Below are 15069 nucleotides of genomic sequence, written 5' to 3'. Positions count from 1 at the left end.
GTGGCTTTGACGGGCGGTTGCATCGACAGATGCAGTCAGCTGGTGAACAGATCCGCATAATCCTGCCGCAGAAGGTTCTTCTGCACCTTGCCCATCGTGTTGCGCGGCAGGTCGGGCAAAACAAGGATCTGCTTGGGCTGCTTGAACCGTGCAAGCGACTGGCCGAGCGCCGCCGCAATGGCCGTCGTGTCGATCGTGGCTCCTTTTGCTGCCACCAGCACCGCCACCACCGCCTCGCCGAAATCGGGATGCGGCACACCGATCACCGCGCTTTCCAGCACGCCGGGCTGGTCATCAAGGAGCAGCTCGATTTCCTTGGGATAAACGTTGTAGCCGCCGGTGATGATCAGATCCTTCTGCCGGCCGACAATGCTGACATAGCCGTCTGCGTCGATCTGGCCGATATCGCCGGTGATGAAGAATCCGTCGTCGCGCAACTCTTCGCGAGTTTTTTCCGGCATCTGCCAGTAACCCTTGAAGACATTGGCCCCCCGCACCTCGATCATGCCCGGCTCACCCTGCGGCAGGGTGGTGCCGGTGACAGGGTCGGTGATCTTCAGCTCAACGCCCGGCAGCGGAAGGCCGACAGTTCCCGCACGACGCGCACCCTCGTAGGGGTTGGAGGTGTTCATGTTGGTTTCGGTCATGCCATAGCGCTCAAGGATGCGGTGGCCGGTACGCTGCTCAAACTGGATATGCGTATCTGCAAGCAACGGTGCAGAGCCAGAGGTGAACAGCCGCATATGGGCCACAAGCGAACGGTCGAAGCGCGCATCGTCCAGCAAACGAATGTAGAAGGTGGGAACCCCCATCATGGTTGTGGCCTTGGGCAGCAGGCTGATCACCTGATCGGCCTTGAAGCCCGGCAGGAAGATCATCGACCCGCCCGACAGCATCACCACGTTGCACGCGACGAACAGCCCGTGCGTGTGGAAAATCGGCAGCGCATGCAGCAGCACGTCATCGGGCGTAAAGTGCCATTCCGTCGCCAGAACCCTGGCGTTTGACAGCAGGTTCTGCTGGCTCAGCATCGCTCCCTTCGACCGGCCGGTGGTGCCCGAGGTATACAGGATCGCGGCCAGATCATCCGGTCCGCGCGGCACGGGGGAAAACCCTTCCGGGCCTGAACCGGCAATGTCTGTCAGGCTGCCCTGTCCCGCATCGTCCATTGTGTGGAACTGCGCGCCGTAACGGGCGGCAACGCCGCCAAGCGCCTCCGCCCGGGCCGGGCTTCCGACCAGCAGCGCGGCACCTGCATTGCCGACAAAATACGCCACCTCATCCGCCGTGTAGGCGGTGTTCAGCGGCAGGAAGACCACGCCAGAGGCCAGCGCGGCAGCATAGAGCGCCAGCGCCTGCGGGGTCTTGTCAATCTGCACTGCCATCCGGTCGCCCGGCCGCAGCCCCAGCCCTGTCAGCGCCGCCGCATAGCGCAGCGCAAGGGCGTGGAAGGCGGCACCGCTCATCTCTGTCCCGGCCGCATCGGTCAGGAATGCAGTTTTACGCGCCGCAAGCGGCGCGACCAGAGTGTCAAACAGCGGGTTGGTCATGATTTTCTTCCTGTAGAATTGCCTTGCGCCAGCAGAGCCTGCACCGGCTTAGCGGCCGCGACTGTCTTGCCGGCGACGAAGTTTTCGTTGTTCCGTTCGACCTTTGCCAGATCGTAAAGGTAGTTCACCATCGCCGAGCAGGACTGGCGCAGCCCGTTCGCCGACGTATCAGCCAGCACATGCACATCATGGAGCAGCGCGCCATTGCCCAGATGGAACCGCGCCACCGGATCGGCAGGCATCCCGTCACGCCTTTTGGCGGACAGCAGATACTCTGCCGTCAGAACCTTGAGCGCTGCCAGATGCGGACCCAGCGCCTCGGCATCGCCCTTCGCCGCCGCCTCCAGCAGCGCCGCCGCCTCTGGCCGGTCTTTGGCAATGGCTTTCAGATGCCGCGACAGGCCCGGGACGGGTGACAGGGTGACAAAGGTCTTTACCTGCGGCAGGTCGCGACGCAGCTCGTCCACCACCTGCTTGATCAGAGAGTTGCCGAAGGAGATACCGCGCAGCCCTTCCTGACAATTCGAGATGGAATAGAAGACTGCCGTATCGATCTCCGCGTCCGGCACCGGCTCCCGCCCCTCGGCCAGCAGGCGCTGAACCGATCCGGGGATGCCTGCACAGAGCGCGACTTCGACAAAAATCAGCGGCTCTTCAGGCATTGCCGGGTGAAAGAACGCAAAACAACGCCGGTCCGACGGGCGCAGGCGGCGTTGCAGGTCGTCCCAGTCATTGATGGCATGCACCGCCTCATAGGCAATGATTTTCTCAAGAATATTGGCAGGTGTGCGCCAGTCGATGTGACGCAGAACCAGAAAGCCACGGTTGAACCAGCTGCCGAAGAGATGCGCGAAATCAAGGTCGATCCGCTCTAGGGCCGCGGATCGCTCCATCTGCAGCAGGTCCAGCCGCATCTGCACCAGCTCCTCGGTCGCGCCGGGAGTCTGGTTCAGCCGGCGCAGCAGCTCTTGCCGGCGCGGCTCAGCCTCGCGGCTCAGCTCTCCGTAGGCAGCCGCAGTACGGTCAGTGGCATAGCGTCCGGCCGCCGCGATGACCTTGGCAGTGTCAACGTCGAGCGCTTCGGCCAGATGCTCGAAAAAGCCACGCTTCTCATCAGTGCTCATCGCGCGGTAGCGTTGCAGGATGTCGCGCGCCAGCCGCATCCCCGATACCTCTCCCTGCGCCGACAGCAACGCGTCGCACATGGCCGCCATCGGTGCCCGGCTGGGGGTGTCAGCCTTGCCGGGCCGCCGCTCGAACAGTGTGGCCATGATATCGGCAAAAAATGCGATCCTGCTCATGTATCATGCTCCTTTATCGGGACGGGCCCATGACCAGATCGGGCAGCCAGGTTGCAATTTCAGGGACGAAGCACAGAATCACGATGGCAAGTATCATACAGCCGACAAAGGGCGCCGATCCCAGCAGAATGGTCCGCAGCGAGATGTTGGGGGCAATGGAATTGATGACGAACAGGTTGAGCCCGACCGGCGGCGTGATCAGGCCGATTTCCATGTTGATCGTCAGGATCACCGCGAACCAGTAGGGATCGAACTGCGCGGCATCCAGGATCGGCAACAGGATCGGCGCTGTCATCAGGATCACGGCGACCGGCGGCAGGAAGAAGCCCGCGACCAGCAGGAACAGGTTGATGATCCCCATAAGAACCCAACGGTTCACATCCAGTGCCGCAATCCATTGCGCGATCGACTGGGTGATGAACAGCGAAGACATCATGTACGCAAACACCCCGGCGGCGGCCATGATGAACAGGATCATCACGCTTTCCCGTGTGCTGTCCCGCAGCACGGCCCAGATCGCCAGCGGGCTCCACATCTTGTAGATCACGATGGCCATGCCAAGGCACAGAACCGCCCCCACCGCTGCCGTTTCCGACGTGGTGGCGACCCCGCCATACATCGCATAAAGCACACCCAGAATCACGACCAGGAAGGGCACGATCCGCGGCAGAATCTCCAGCTTTTCGCGCAGTGAATAGTGGCGCGGTGACAGCACGGCGATGTTGCCCGACCGCCACGTGGCGAAAATGGCCCAGCCCATGAACAGCCCCATCAGCATAAGCCCGGGCATCACCCCTGCCAGAAACAGCCGCCCGATCGAGGTTTCCGTGGCGATGCCGTAGACGATCATGGTGACCGAGGGCGGGATCAGAATGCCCAATGTGCCGCCCGCAGCAATCGCCCCGGCGGCGACGCCATCGGGATAGCCGCGCTTTTGCATCTCGGGGATGCCCATCTTGCCGATGGCGGCACAGGTGGCGGGGCTGGACCCCGACATCGCGGCAAACAGGGCGCAGGCCCCAAGGTTCGACACCACCAGCCCGCCGGGCACGCGTGTCAGCCATCGTTCCAGCGCCTCAAACAGATCGGCACCGGCACGGGTCGAGGCGATGGCCGCGCCCATGATGATGAACATCGGAATAGACAGGATGGTAAAGCTGTTGAGATCGGCAAAAAAGATCTCGGGCATCATTTCCAGAGACCGCGCGCCGTCAAAGATCAGCAAGAATGCCGCAGACACCACAAGCAGCCCAACGGCAACCGACACCCCGGAAAACAGCACGACAATCGTAGAAACGGCGACAAGGGCACCCAGAACCAGCGGATCCATCACGCCTCCCTTACGCCAAAGGGCGCGTCAATGCCGGTGGCCAGTGCGACCAGATCGGACAACAATTGCAGAACGAACAGGCCGAACCCAAGCGGCAGTGCCAGATAGGGCACCCAAAGCCGCGGGGCCCAGACGGTCGAGGATTTCCAGTTCCGCTCGTAAGCCTCCAGCCAGATATGCACCGAATGCCAGGCCAGCAGCGCAATCACCACCAGGGTCATACTCAAAGTGACATAGGCAAGCACCCGGCGCGCCTGAAACGGCAGCGCAAGCGGGATCAGGTCGACGTTCACGTGACCGCGCAGCTTCTGCACATAGGGCAAGCCGATGACCGTGGCCGCGATCATCAGGTAGATGACCGCCTCGGTCTGCCAGATCGTCGACTGGCCCAGGACCGCGCGCACGAAGATCATCTGACAGGTGACAAATAGGGCGATGATGGTGAAGGCGGCTGCGAACCAGCCGCAGACCGTAGATACGGCACGAACCGCACGGACAAAGCCTTCCCCTCTGCGTGCAGCAGGGGCGGCGGGTGGTGAACCAGACATGGGGCGTCTCCGAAAGGGGCGTCTTGGGCCGGGCGCGGACTATCCCGCGCCCGGCGGCGGATCACTCTACCGCAAAGGCCAGATCGAGCAGACGCTGCCCATCCGGCACTTCGGCCACGAACTGCTTGTATGACGACTCTTCCGCCAGCGCCTTCCAGGCATCGAAATCTTCCTGCGTCATCTCGGCAATCTCGACGCCCGCCGCGCGGAACACTTCGACCGACTGCGCATCTTCTTTCTTGGCCTCTTCAAGATAATAAGTCTCGGCCTTGGCCGCGCCGGCCAGCAGTGCGGCCTGTTGTTCGGGGGTCAGACCGTCAAATGTGCTCTTGTTGATCAACAGTGGCTGATACATGAACCACAGCGCCACATCAGAAGCCGGGGTATAGCATTTGGCAAGTTCCTGAAGGCGGAACGACACGAAGGACGAGGACGACGTGTTCAGCGCGGTCAACACGTTCTGCTGCATTGCATTGTAGGTTTCGGAAGACGGCATCGACGCGATAGAGGCCCCTGCGGCCTGAAGCATCTCTTCAAACCCCTTGCCCGCAGCCCGCACGGTCATGCCCTTCACGTCTTCGGGGCTGGTGATGCATTCGCCCATGCTGGCAAAACCGCCAGCCAGATAGCCGGGTACCAGCGTCATCACGTCATCTTCGTTCAGGATCGCCTCGATCTCGTCCATGAAAGGCGAGTCGTTCAGCCTTGCGGCATGGTCGTGGTTCTTCACCAGCCCGGGCATCAGGGTCAGGTTGTATTCGGGGCGCTGGCCGCCCGCGTAGGACAACGGCAGCACCGTCATGTCCAGCTGGCCACGGCTGATTGGCAAATACTGCTCGGTCGCCTTGAACAGCGACCCCGAGGGGAAAATCCGGATGGTCAGATCAACATCTGCCGCTGCGACCTCTTCGGCCACAATCTCGGCAATACGGTGGCGCAGGTCCCCCGGCGCGAACTGATGCGACAGCCGAAGCTCCTCAGCGCTGGCCGACGTGGCGAGCACGGCCAATGCCGTTGCGGCGCAGCCTGCGATTTTTGTACATTTCATGAAAACCTCCTCCCAAAGGTAGTATTGTCTGCATAAGCAGTCATCAGATTGTCGTTGCAGATATGCGATGTCAATCATATTGTATGCAAGAAATGAGATCGGGTATTTCAGCCATGACGGACATTCCCCTCGACCGGCGCACTGACCAGATCCGCGAGGCGCTGGAAGAAATGATCGTCGAGGGGCATTTCCCCGACGGCACCCGGCTGGATGAGGTCAGCCTTGCCGAGCAGTTCCACGTCTCCCGGACTCCTTTGCGTGAGGCGTTTCAATCGCTTGCGGCGTCTGGGCTGGTGGAGCTGCGGTTGCGGCGCGGGGCTTTTGTCAGGTTTCCGGCACTGGAAGACGTGATCGAGATGTTTGATGTGATGGCCGAGATAGAGGCGATGTGCGGCCGCTATGCCGCCCGCCGGATGACGGCCGAGGCGGAGGCAGAGATCGCCGCCGCTTTGGTTGGCTGCGAAAAAGCCTTCGCCGCCGATGATTTTGACGGCTATTACCATGCAAATCACGAATTTCACGCGCTCATCTACCGCGCATCGGGCAACCGCTTTCTGGCGGGCGAAGCAGACCGCCTGCACCGCCGGCTCAAACCCTTCCGCCGTCTGCAACTGCGTCTTCGGGGCCGGATGCGCGAGTCGCTGAAGGAACACCGCCTGATCTTCGAAGCGCTGGTCGCGGGCGACGAAGTCAAGGTTACCGCCCTGATGCGCGACCATGTCGCCGTGCAAGGAGACCGCTTCAACGATCTTGCGGCCCAGTACCGGCGATCCATCGGCGCAGCAGGAGGACGGCAAAAGGAACGGGCGTAGCTTTGACGCGGGCATCGGCCAGGAAGGCCTGCGGCCCGTCCCGATGGCGATGGCTATAGGTCAGCTTTTCGCCCTCCCGGAATGTGGCAGAGATCTTGCGACGCGTCCTGCGCCTGTTCAACTACCAAAACCACGCCGCCGGAAAGCTTTCGCCCGCAGGCCCCGGCCCGGGGTCTGCACCGTGCTGCGGGCATGATGCGGGCTGATTTTTGCGTGAATTCACCTGTTTGAAGCGACGTGGCCACTGTGCCTGGCTGTGGCCCCAGACAAAATATTGTCTGTCAGTAAAAAAATTGTTGCAATGGTTAAGTCTTTCGGATGAACTCTGTCGACAGAGGGACTCACGGGCCAAGGAAGTTTATGGCGAAGAAACCTGCAGGCGCGGCTTTTGCTTTGGGACGTCGAATCCGCAGCCGCAGGCAGATGATGTCCATGACCTTGCAGGAACTCAGCAACGCATGTGGGGTCTCGGTGAGCTATATCAGCCAGGTTGAACGCGACAATGCGGTGCCGACCCTTGGCACATTGGCCGAGATTGCGGCGGCGCTGGATGTGAGCATCGACTTTTTCATCGCATCGCCACGGCAGTCTGACAGCGTGACCCGCGCCGGTGCCCGGCACAGGTTTTCTGTCGCGGGACATTCGGTCTTGTATGAAACCATTGGCGCAGAGTTTCCGGGCCATGAGCTGACCTCTTTCGTGCTGAATGTGCCGCCCGGCTACCATTCTGAAACCGTTCAGCATTTCGGCGAAGAGATCATCTTTGTGCTGGAGGGTACGGTCCTTCAGGTGGTGGATGGGCAGGAGGTTTTGCTGCAGGCGGGCGACAGCATGCACTATCTGGGCCAGCACCCGCATTCCTATTCCAATCCGGGCGAGCAGATGGCGCGGGTTTTGTGGACCGGCAAGATGCTGCACGGCGCAACCCCGTCTGATTATGCGCCGCGCAAATCCACCGCCGCGCCAGCCCCGGCCGGCGCGCCGCAACCCGTGCGCGATGACGCACCCGAAGACGTAACCGTCACACCCGCCAACTGATCCGGCGTTTTTATCCAGAACAGGGAAACCAGAAAAATGAAAAACCTTATGCTATTTGCGTCGGTGCTTGCCTTGAGCGCCGCATCGGCACAGGCAAAGACCTTTGTCTATTGCTCGGAAGCCTCGCCCGAGGGCTTTGACCCCGCACCATTCACCGCAGGCGGCACCTTCGACGCCTCGGCACACCCGATCTTCAACCGTCTGACGGAGTTCAAGAAGGGCACCACCGAGGTCGAGCCGGGTCTTGCCGAAAGCTGGGACGTGTCCGAAGACGGCACCGAATACACGTTCAAGCTGCGTCAGGGCGTGAAGTGGCAGTCGAACGCCGCCTTTACACCGACCCGCGATTTCAACGCCGACGACGTGATCTTTTCCTATGACCGTCAGGGCAATGCCGAAAACCCGTGGCACCAGTATATTCCGGGCATCACCTATGAATATTACACCTCGATGGACATGCAGAACCTGATCACATCCGTCGAAAAGATCGACGATTACACGGTCAAATTCACGCTGAGCCAGCCCGAGGCGCCGTTCCTGGCCAACATCGCCATGCCTTTCGCGTCGATCGTGTCGAAAGAATATGCCGACGCGCTGGACGCTGCAGGCACCCGCGAAGAGATGAACAACACGCCGATCGGCACCGGGCCGTTCATGTTCGTGGCCTACCAGAAAGACGCGGTGATCCGCTACACCAAGAACCCGGACTACTGGGGCACGGCACCGATCATTGATGATCTGATCTTCGCTATCACCCCTGATGCGGCTGTGCGTCTGCAAAAGCTGAAGGCCGGTGAATGCCATCTGATGCCATACCCGGCCCCGGCTGACATCGACACCATCAAGGCCGATCCGAACCTGACGCTGGACGAACAGGCCGGTCTGAACGTCGGCTATCTGGCCTATAACACCACCCAGGCCCCGTTCGATAACCCGAACGTCCGCAAGGCCCTGAACATGGCGATCAACAAGGACGCCATTGTCGAGGCGGTGTTCCAGGGGGCGGCACTGCCAGCCAAGAACCCGATCCCGCCGACCATGTGGTCGTATAATGAGGCAATTCAGGACGACCCCTACGATCCGGAAGCTTCCAAGGCGATGCTGGAAGCCGAAGGCGTGTCTGGTCTGTCGATGAAGATCTGGGCGATGCCGGTGCAGCGTCCCTATATGCCGAACGCCCGCCGCACGGCCGAGCTGATGCAGGAAGACCTGTCCAAGGTTGGCGTGACGGTCGAGATCGTGTCCTATGAATGGGGCGAGTATCTGGCCAAGTCGATGGAAGCCGGACGTGATGGCGCTGTGATGCTGGGCTGGACCGGCGACAATGGCGACCCGGACAACTTCCTGTCGGTTCTGCTGTCCTGCGCTTCGGCAGGTGAGGGTGGGGCAAACCGGGCGTTCTGGTGCAACGACGAATTCTCGGCGCTGCTGAACGATGCCAAGGTGACCGCCGATCCGGCAGAGCGCACGGCGCTGTATGAACAGGCGCAGGTGATCTTCAAAGAACAGGCGCCTTGGTTCACCATTGCACACTCCACCCAGTATGTGCCGATGTCGAACAAGGTATCCGGCTTTGTGATGAGCCCGCTTGGCGACTTCACTTTCGACACCGTGGATATCGCTGAATAAGCGGGCGACACTCTTCACTGAAACCAGGCGCGCGGGGGGGTATGGCCCCCCCGCGTGTTTTACAAGGACAATGACGCATGGTCCGCTTCATCCTTTCTAAACTTCTCTATCTGGTGCCGACCTTTATCGGAATCACCATCATCGCCTTCAGCTTCGTGCGCATCCTGCCCGGTGACCCGGTGCTGTTGATGGCGGGCGAGCGTGGCGTATCGCCGGAGCGGCATGCAGAGCTGACCGCGATGCTTGGCTATGACAAGCACGTCGTGCTGCAATACTTTGATTTCATGGGGCGTTTGCTGCAGGGCGATCTTGGCAACTCGCTGGTGACCAAGCGCCCGGTGCTGACCGAATTCATGGCGCTGTTTCCGGCCACGGTCGAGCTGGGTCTGTGCGCCATCATCATCGCCACGCTGATCGGGGTGCCGGTGGGGGTTCTGGCGGCGATCAAGCGGGGCAGCTGGTTTGACCAGATCTCGATGACGGCGGCGCTTGTGGGCTTTTCGATGCCGATTTTCTGGTGGGGGCTGCTGCTGATCATCTTTTTCTCAGGCATTCTGGGCTGGACCCCGGTGTCGGGTCGGATCAGTCTGATGTATTATTTCCCCACCGGCACCGGGTTCATGCTGATCGACAGCCTGATGTCGGGGCAGTCGGGCGCGTTCACCTCGGCCGTGCGGCACCTGATCCTGCCGTCGGTGGTGCTGGCCACGATTCCGCTGGCGGTGATCGCGCGGCAGACCCGGTCGGCGATGCTGGAAGTGCTGGGCGAAGATTACGTGCGCACGGCGCGGGCCAAGGGCATGCCGCAGTACAGGGTGATCGGCATTCATGCGCTGCGCAACGCGATGATCCCGGTTGTGACGACAATAGGCTTGCAGATCGGCGTGCTGATGGCCGGGGCAATCCTGACCGAGACGATTTTCTCATGGCCCGGCATCGGCAAATGGATGATCGATTCCATTTCGCGCCGGGATTATCCGGTGGTGCAATCCGGGCTGTTGCTGATTGCGGCGCTGGTGATGGTGGTGAACCTGCTGGTTGACCTGACCTACGGCCTTATCAATCCGAGGATCCGCATCAAATGAATGAGCAACTGAATGTAACGGCCCCGGTGCGGTTGACGGATGCGCAGATCCGCCGCCAGATGATCGACGAGTTCTGGTTTTACTTCCGGCAGAACCGTGGCGCGGTGATCGGGCTGGTGGTGTTCGTGCTGCTGGTGCTGATCGCGTTTCTGGCGCCGGTGCTGGCCCCGCACAGCCCGACGCAGCAATACCGCGATGCCCTGCTGGTGCCGCCGATCTGGCAGGATGGCGGGCGCAGCGGCTTTCTGCTGGGCACCGATGCGGTGGGGCGCGATATGCTGTCGCGGCTGATTTACGGCTCGCAGTATTCGCTGTTCATCGGGGTGGTGGTGGTGTCGATCGCGCTGGTGGGCGGCATCATCATCGGGCTGCTGGCCGGGTTCTTCGGCGGCTGGGTCGATGCTGTGATCATGCGGGTGATGGATGTGATTCTGGCGTTTCCGTCGCTGCTGCTGGCCTTGGTGCTGGTGGCGGTCTTGGGGCCGGGGCTGACCAATGCGATGATTGCGATTGCCATCGTGTATCAGCCGCATTTCGCGCGGTTGACCCGCGCTGCCGTGATGTCGGAAATGAAGCGCGACTATGTGACCGCCGCGCGGGTGGCGGGGGCGGGGCGGTTGCGGCTGATGTTCCGCACCATCCTGCCGAACTGTGTGGCCCCGCTGATCGTGCAGGCCACTTTGTCATTCTCATCTGCCGTGCTCGACTCGGCTGCCCTTGGCTTTCTGGGCATGGGTGCGCAGCCGCCGACGCCGGAATGGGGGACGATGCTGGCCGAAGCGCGTGAATTCATTCTGCGCGCGTGGTGGGTTGTGACCTTCCCCGGCCTTGCGATCCTGATTTCGGTTCTGGCGATCAACCTGACCGGCGACGGTCTGCGCGATGCGTTGGACCCCAAGCTGAAGCGGAGCTGAGCGCATGGCCCTTTTGAACATCAGGAACCTGAGCGTCAAATTCGCCACCGCAACCGGCAGCTTTACCGCCGTGGACGGCATCGACGTGCATGTCGACAAGGGTGAGGTGCTGGCCATTGTGGGCGAGTCAGGCTCGGGCAAATCGGTGTCGATGCTGGCGGTGATGGGGCTTTTGCCCGACACCGCCACCATCACCGCCGATGAGATGACCTATGACGGGCAGGATATCTCCAACCTGTCCGCTTCCGAGCGGCGGCGGCTGATCGGGCGCGAGATCACGATGATCTTTCAGGAGCCTGTCGCCTCGCTGAACCCGGCCTTCACCGTGGGTTTCCAGATCGAAGAAGTCCTGCGACTGAACCTAGGCCTGTCAAACCGCGAGGCGCGGGCCAAGGCGCTGGACCTGTTCCGCGCGGTGGGCATCCCCGAGCCAGAGGACAAGATCACCGCCTATCCGCACCAGATGTCGGGCGGGCAGTGCCAGCGGGTGATGATCGCCATTGCCATTGCGTCAAACCCGCGCCTGCTGATCGCGGATGAGCCCACGACGGCGCTGGATGTGACGATTCAAAAACAGATCCTCGATCTGTTGATGGCGTTGCAGGAAGATTATGGCATGGCGCTTATTCTGATCACGCATGACATGGGGGTGGTGGCCGAAACCGCAGACCGGGTGGTGGTGCAGTACAAGGGCCGCAAGATGGAAGAGGCCGATGTGCTGTCTTTGTTTGAAAATCCGCAGCACGCCTATACCCGCGCGCTTTTGTCCGCGTTGCCGGAACATGCGACCGGCGACCGGCTGCCCACAGTCTCAGACTTCTTCGTGCCGGAGGTGACGCCATGACAGAAGCCAAAACCACTGCGGTCGTCGAGGGCCGCGCCATTGTGCAAGACTACTATGTGCCGGGCAGCATGTTCGTGGGCGGGCGCGAGGTGCGCGCGTTGCGCGGCATTGATTTCAGCGTGCAAAAGGGCAAAACCCTTGCCATCGTCGGCGAAAGCGGCTCGGGTAAATCGACGCTGGCCCGGATCATCGCGCTGATCGACGCGCCGACCAGCGGCACACTGCTGATTGATGGTGAGGCTGTGGACATCAGCCGCAAGCGCCCAACTCCGGCGCTGCGGTCCAAGGTGCAGATGGTGTTCCAGAACCCCTATGGCAGCCTGAACCCGCGCCAGAAGGTCGGCAATGTGCTGATGGAGCCTTTGGTCATCAACACCGATTATCCCGCCACCGAACGGCGCGACCGGGCCGAGGCGATGCTGAAAAAGGTCGGGCTACAGCCGGAACATTTCAACCGATATCCGCATATGTTTTCGGGTGGTCAGCGCCAGCGTATCGCGATTGCCCGGGCCCTGATGCTGAATCCGCAGCTTCTGGTGCTGGACGAGCCGGTGTCGGCGCTGGACCTGTCGGTGCAGGCGCAGGTGCTGAACCTGCTGGCCGATCTGCAGGATGAATTTGGCCTCACTTACGTGTTCGTCAGCCACGACCTGTCGGTGGTGCGCTACATTGCCGATGATGTGATGGTGATCTCCAAAGGGGTCGCGGTGGAACAGGGCACGCGCGAGGCGCTGTTTGCCGACCCGCAGCACGCCTATACAAGGTCGCTGTTCGCGGCGACGCCGGTCACCGATGTCGATGCAATCCGCGCGCGGGTGGAACGGCGCAAGGCCGCGCGACTGGCCGCGCCGGTCTGAATACCCAAACGACAGGAGCGGCGCAGATGACCGATTACGACACGGCTTTGGCGGGCTTCCGCCCAGTGGATGTGCCCGCGATCAGCGCGGCCGAGTTCTCCGCGCGGGTGGCGGGGCTGGCGCAGGCAATGCGGTCGCAGGGGATTGCTGCGGTGTGGCTGGATACGACGGCATCGCTGACCTATTACACCGGGCTTACGCTGCACGCGTCAGAACGGCTGCACGGGGCGCTGGTGCTGGCGGATGGCACCCTGACCTATGTGACACCGAACTTTGAACGGCCAAAGCTGGAAACCCTGCTGCAACTGCCCGGTGAGATTGCGGTGTGGGAAGAAGATGAAGACCCGTTCGCGCTCATCGCAGCGCGCGCAACAGGCCGCATCGCGCTGGACCCCGGCATGCGCTTCGGCTTTGCCCATCGCGTGATGGCGCTGCCCGATCTGGCGGTGCGTTCGGCGCAGGATCTGATCGCGGCACAACGTTGCCGGAAATCCCCCGCAGAGCTAGCGATCTTGCAGGCGGCGATGGAGGCAAGCTACCGCGTGCACAAGGCGGTGCATGCCGGATTGCGGCCCGGTATTTCCACGCGTGAGGTGGCGGATTTTGTCAACGCAGCACACCGCGCGCTGGGTCTGACCCCGGTGTTCGTCGCCGTGCAGTTCGGCGAGGCGACGGCCTATCCGCACGGCGTGCCCTATGCGCAAAGCCTGACCCCCGGCGATATGGTGCTGGTCGATCTGGGCGGCAGCCTGCATGGCTATCAATCCGATATCACCCGGACCTATGTCTTCGGCACGCCGACCGCCCGGCAAAGCCATCTGTGGGACTGTGAGCACCGGGCTCAGATGGCCGGGTTCGCGGCGGCAATGCTGCCGGGGGCGACCTGCGCCTCGGTCGATGCGGCGGCGCGCGGATCGCTGATCGCCGACGGTTTCGGCCCCGGCTATCAGGTTCCGGGCCTGCCGCACCGCACCGGGCACGGGCTTGGGCTGGAACTGCACGAAGAGCCATGGATCGTGGCGGGCAACGACACGGTTCTGGAGCCGGGCATGTGCTTTTCCATCGAGCCGATGCTGTGTGTTTACGGCGAATGTGGTGTGCGGCTGGAAGACATTGTGTTCATGTCGAATGACGGCCCGGTCTGGTTCTGCGCCCCGTCATCCTCAGCCGAAATGCCTTTCGGCTAGGCAACTGGCTGCCGGATCAGCGGCGCAGCACGATCAGCCCTGACACCACAATCAGCACCGCGCCGACCAGCATCGCCGGCGCAGGCACATCACCAAAGACCAGAAAGCCGAATACCACACCCCAGACCAGCAGCGAATATTGCAGCGGGGCCACGACAGAGGCATCCGCCAGTTTCAGCGCGCGGGTCACCAGCATATGTGCCGCAGTCGCCACCACCCCCAGCAGAAACAGCAGCGCCAGATCAACCCCGGACTGCACCGGCTGCCAGTCAAACGGCGCGAAGGCCAGCCCGGCAAGTCCCGCCGCCGCAAGCTGGAACAGCACCAGATCACGATCTGCCGTTTCGCGAAGCGACCGTCCCAGAACCATGATCGCGGCAAAGGTGGCCGTGCCCAGCAGGGCATAGACCGCCCCCCACCCGGAAATCTGCAGCGAGGGGGCAAGCAGGACCAGCACGCCGACAAAACCAACGGCAACCGCCATCCAGGTGCGTTTGCCAACGCGTTCGCCCAACAGGAAAGGCGAGATTGCCACGACATAGATCGGCGCCGCCATCCAGAACGCCATGACATCGGCCAAAGGCATGTAAGACACCGCCGCGTAAAAGCAGAACACTTCAGCCGTCGCGCACATCGCGCGCAGCGCCTGCAAGCCGGGGCGTGGGGCCGACCGGATGCGGTCCATCACCCGGCCACCGCGCAGGATCAGCGGTGCCATGATCAGCAACGCCGCCAGCGACCGCAGCAAAATCACCTGCGCCACGCCGTAATCGGCCACCAGCCATTTGCCGATGGCATCATTTCCGGCAAAGGCCGCCATGCCCAGAAGCATCAGCAGCGCACCGGCCATGTTGCCGGTCAGTCTCGTCTTCATTTCACGGCCCCGCAGTCATTCAGGCGCCCGGAGGCCGATATCGGCCCCCGGG

14 protein-coding genes are annotated in these 15069 nt (G+C 62.0%); 8 read left to right on the top strand and 6 right to left on the bottom strand.

Annotated elements, in window-relative coordinates; genetic code table 11:
• Positions 1-35 precede the first annotated feature (35 nt).
• From Q7J44_RS07150 to dctP, 5 genes are all read right to left on the bottom strand, one after another.
• Positions 36-1550, bottom strand: coding sequence for a malonyl-CoA synthase (locus Q7J44_RS07150; RefSeq protein ID WP_304878427.1), 1515 nt, complete (start codon positions 1548-1550; stop codon positions 36-38).
• Positions 1547-2851 (bottom strand): malonyl-CoA decarboxylase, encoded by a 1305-nt coding sequence (locus tag Q7J44_RS07145; RefSeq protein ID WP_304878425.1) that lies wholly within the window; start codon positions 2849-2851, stop codon positions 1547-1549. The genes Q7J44_RS07150 and Q7J44_RS07145 overlap by 4 nt, the downstream gene beginning before the upstream one ends.
• A 13-nt stretch (positions 2852-2864) precedes the next feature.
• Positions 2865-4181: a TRAP transporter large permease gene (locus tag Q7J44_RS07140; protein ID WP_304878423.1), complete on the bottom strand. Its 1317-nt coding sequence runs from the start codon at positions 4179-4181 to the stop codon at positions 2865-2867.
• The gene (locus tag Q7J44_RS07135; RefSeq protein WP_304878421.1) at positions 4181-4729 is read right to left on the bottom strand and encodes a TRAP transporter small permease subunit; all 549 of its coding nucleotides are present in this window, start codon (positions 4727-4729) and stop codon (positions 4181-4183) included. Before Q7J44_RS07135 ends, Q7J44_RS07140 begins: the two co-directional genes overlap by 1 nt.
• A 61-nt stretch (positions 4730-4790) precedes the next feature.
• Positions 4791-5777, bottom strand: a complete 987-nt coding sequence (gene dctP / locus Q7J44_RS07130; protein ID WP_304878419.1) for a TRAP transporter substrate-binding protein DctP — start codon at positions 5775-5777, stop codon at positions 4791-4793.
• A 113-nt stretch (positions 5778-5890) separates the two neighbouring features.
• On the opposite strand from dctP, the gene Q7J44_RS07125 reads away from it, so the two are divergent.
• The 8 genes from Q7J44_RS07125 to Q7J44_RS07090 all read left to right on the top strand — a co-directional run bounded on the left by Q7J44_RS07125 (position 5891) and on the right by Q7J44_RS07090 (position 14143).
• Positions 5891-6589 (top strand): GntR family transcriptional regulator, encoded by a 699-nt coding sequence (locus Q7J44_RS07125; RefSeq protein ID WP_304878417.1) that lies wholly within the window; start codon positions 5891-5893, stop codon positions 6587-6589.
• 318 nt (positions 6590-6907) lie between these two features.
• A complete protein-coding gene (locus Q7J44_RS07120) occupies positions 6908-7627 on the top strand; it encodes a helix-turn-helix domain-containing protein (protein WP_370692968.1) in 720 nt (239 codons plus the stop codon).
• 36 nt (positions 7628-7663) lie between these two features.
• Positions 7664-9256: an ABC transporter substrate-binding protein gene (locus tag Q7J44_RS07115; RefSeq protein ID WP_304878413.1), complete on the top strand. Its 1593-nt coding sequence runs from the start codon at positions 7664-7666 to the stop codon at positions 9254-9256.
• Positions 9257-9333: 77 nt separating this feature from the next.
• Positions 9334-10341 (top strand): ABC transporter permease subunit, encoded by a 1008-nt coding sequence (locus Q7J44_RS07110; protein WP_304878411.1) that lies wholly within the window; start codon positions 9334-9336, stop codon positions 10339-10341.
• A 59-nt stretch (positions 10342-10400) separates the two neighbouring features.
• Positions 10401-11255, top strand: a complete 855-nt coding sequence (locus Q7J44_RS07105; protein WP_370692970.1) for an ABC transporter permease subunit — start codon at positions 10401-10403, stop codon at positions 11253-11255.
• A gap of 4 nt (positions 11256-11259) precedes the next feature.
• Entirely contained in the window at positions 11260-12099 is an 840-nt protein-coding gene (locus tag Q7J44_RS07100) for an ABC transporter ATP-binding protein (RefSeq protein ID WP_304878408.1), read from the top strand.
• Positions 12096-12956 (top strand): ATP-binding cassette domain-containing protein, encoded by an 861-nt coding sequence (locus Q7J44_RS07095; RefSeq protein ID WP_304878406.1) that lies wholly within the window; start codon positions 12096-12098, stop codon positions 12954-12956. The genes Q7J44_RS07100 and Q7J44_RS07095 overlap by 4 nt, the downstream gene beginning before the upstream one ends.
• A gap of 26 nt (positions 12957-12982) precedes the next feature.
• Positions 12983-14143 (top strand): Xaa-Pro peptidase family protein, encoded by a 1161-nt coding sequence (locus tag Q7J44_RS07090; protein WP_304878405.1) that lies wholly within the window; start codon positions 12983-12985, stop codon positions 14141-14143.
• Positions 14144-14159: 16 nt separating this feature from the next.
• Here Q7J44_RS07090 and Q7J44_RS07085 read toward each other — a convergent pair whose 3' ends face one another.
• Positions 14160-15017 carry a DMT family transporter gene (locus Q7J44_RS07085; RefSeq protein WP_304878403.1) on the bottom strand — a complete coding sequence of 286 codons (858 nt, stop codon included), beginning with the start codon at positions 15015-15017 and terminating at the stop codon, positions 14160-14162.
• Positions 15018-15069: the final 52 nt, after the last annotated feature.

It is taken from the genome of Pseudotabrizicola sp. (genome assembly GCF_030656345.1).
Taxonomy (GTDB): Bacteria; Pseudomonadota; Alphaproteobacteria; order Rhodobacterales; family Rhodobacteraceae; genus Pseudotabrizicola.
This window is presented reverse-complemented; position numbering and strand designations above follow the sequence as displayed.

What these genes read in the sequence shown, in the direction of transcription:
- Q7J44_RS07100 (WP_304878408.1), top strand. Translation starts at nt 11,260, where the DNA reads ATGGCCCTTTTGAACATCAGGAACCTGAGCGTCAAATTCGCCACCGCA.
- Q7J44_RS07115 (WP_304878413.1), top strand. Translation starts at nt 7,664, where the DNA reads ATGAAAAACCTTATGCTATTTGCGTCGGTGCTTGCCTTGAGCGCCGCA.
- Q7J44_RS07140 (WP_304878423.1), bottom strand. Translation starts at nt 4,181, where the DNA reads ATGGATCCGCTGGTTCTGGGTGCCCTTGTCGCCGTTTCTACGATTGTC.
- Q7J44_RS07135 (WP_304878421.1), bottom strand. Translation starts at nt 4,729, where the DNA reads ATGTCTGGTTCACCACCCGCCGCCCCTGCTGCACGCAGAGGGGAAGGC.
- Q7J44_RS07090 (WP_304878405.1), top strand. Translation starts at nt 12,983, where the DNA reads ATGACCGATTACGACACGGCTTTGGCGGGCTTCCGCCCAGTGGATGTG.
- Q7J44_RS07125 (WP_304878417.1), top strand. Translation starts at nt 5,891, where the DNA reads ATGACGGACATTCCCCTCGACCGGCGCACTGACCAGATCCGCGAGGCG.
- dctP (WP_304878419.1), bottom strand. Translation starts at nt 5,777, where the DNA reads ATGAAATGTACAAAAATCGCAGGCTGCGCCGCAACGGCATTGGCCGTG.
- Q7J44_RS07095 (WP_304878406.1), top strand. Translation starts at nt 12,096, where the DNA reads ATGACAGAAGCCAAAACCACTGCGGTCGTCGAGGGCCGCGCCATTGTG.
- Q7J44_RS07150 (WP_304878427.1), bottom strand. Translation starts at nt 1,550, where the DNA reads ATGACCAACCCGCTGTTTGACACTCTGGTCGCGCCGCTTGCGGCGCGT.
- Q7J44_RS07110 (WP_304878411.1), top strand. Translation starts at nt 9,334, where the DNA reads ATGGTCCGCTTCATCCTTTCTAAACTTCTCTATCTGGTGCCGACCTTT.
- Q7J44_RS07145 (WP_304878425.1), bottom strand. Translation starts at nt 2,851, where the DNA reads ATGAGCAGGATCGCATTTTTTGCCGATATCATGGCCACACTGTTCGAG.
- Q7J44_RS07120 (WP_370692968.1), top strand. Translation starts at nt 6,908, where the DNA reads ATGAACTCTGTCGACAGAGGGACTCACGGGCCAAGGAAGTTTATGGCG.
- Q7J44_RS07085 (WP_304878403.1), bottom strand. Translation starts at nt 15,017, where the DNA reads ATGAAGACGAGACTGACCGGCAACATGGCCGGTGCGCTGCTGATGCTT.
- Q7J44_RS07105 (WP_370692970.1), top strand. Translation starts at nt 10,401, where the DNA reads ATGATCGACGAGTTCTGGTTTTACTTCCGGCAGAACCGTGGCGCGGTG.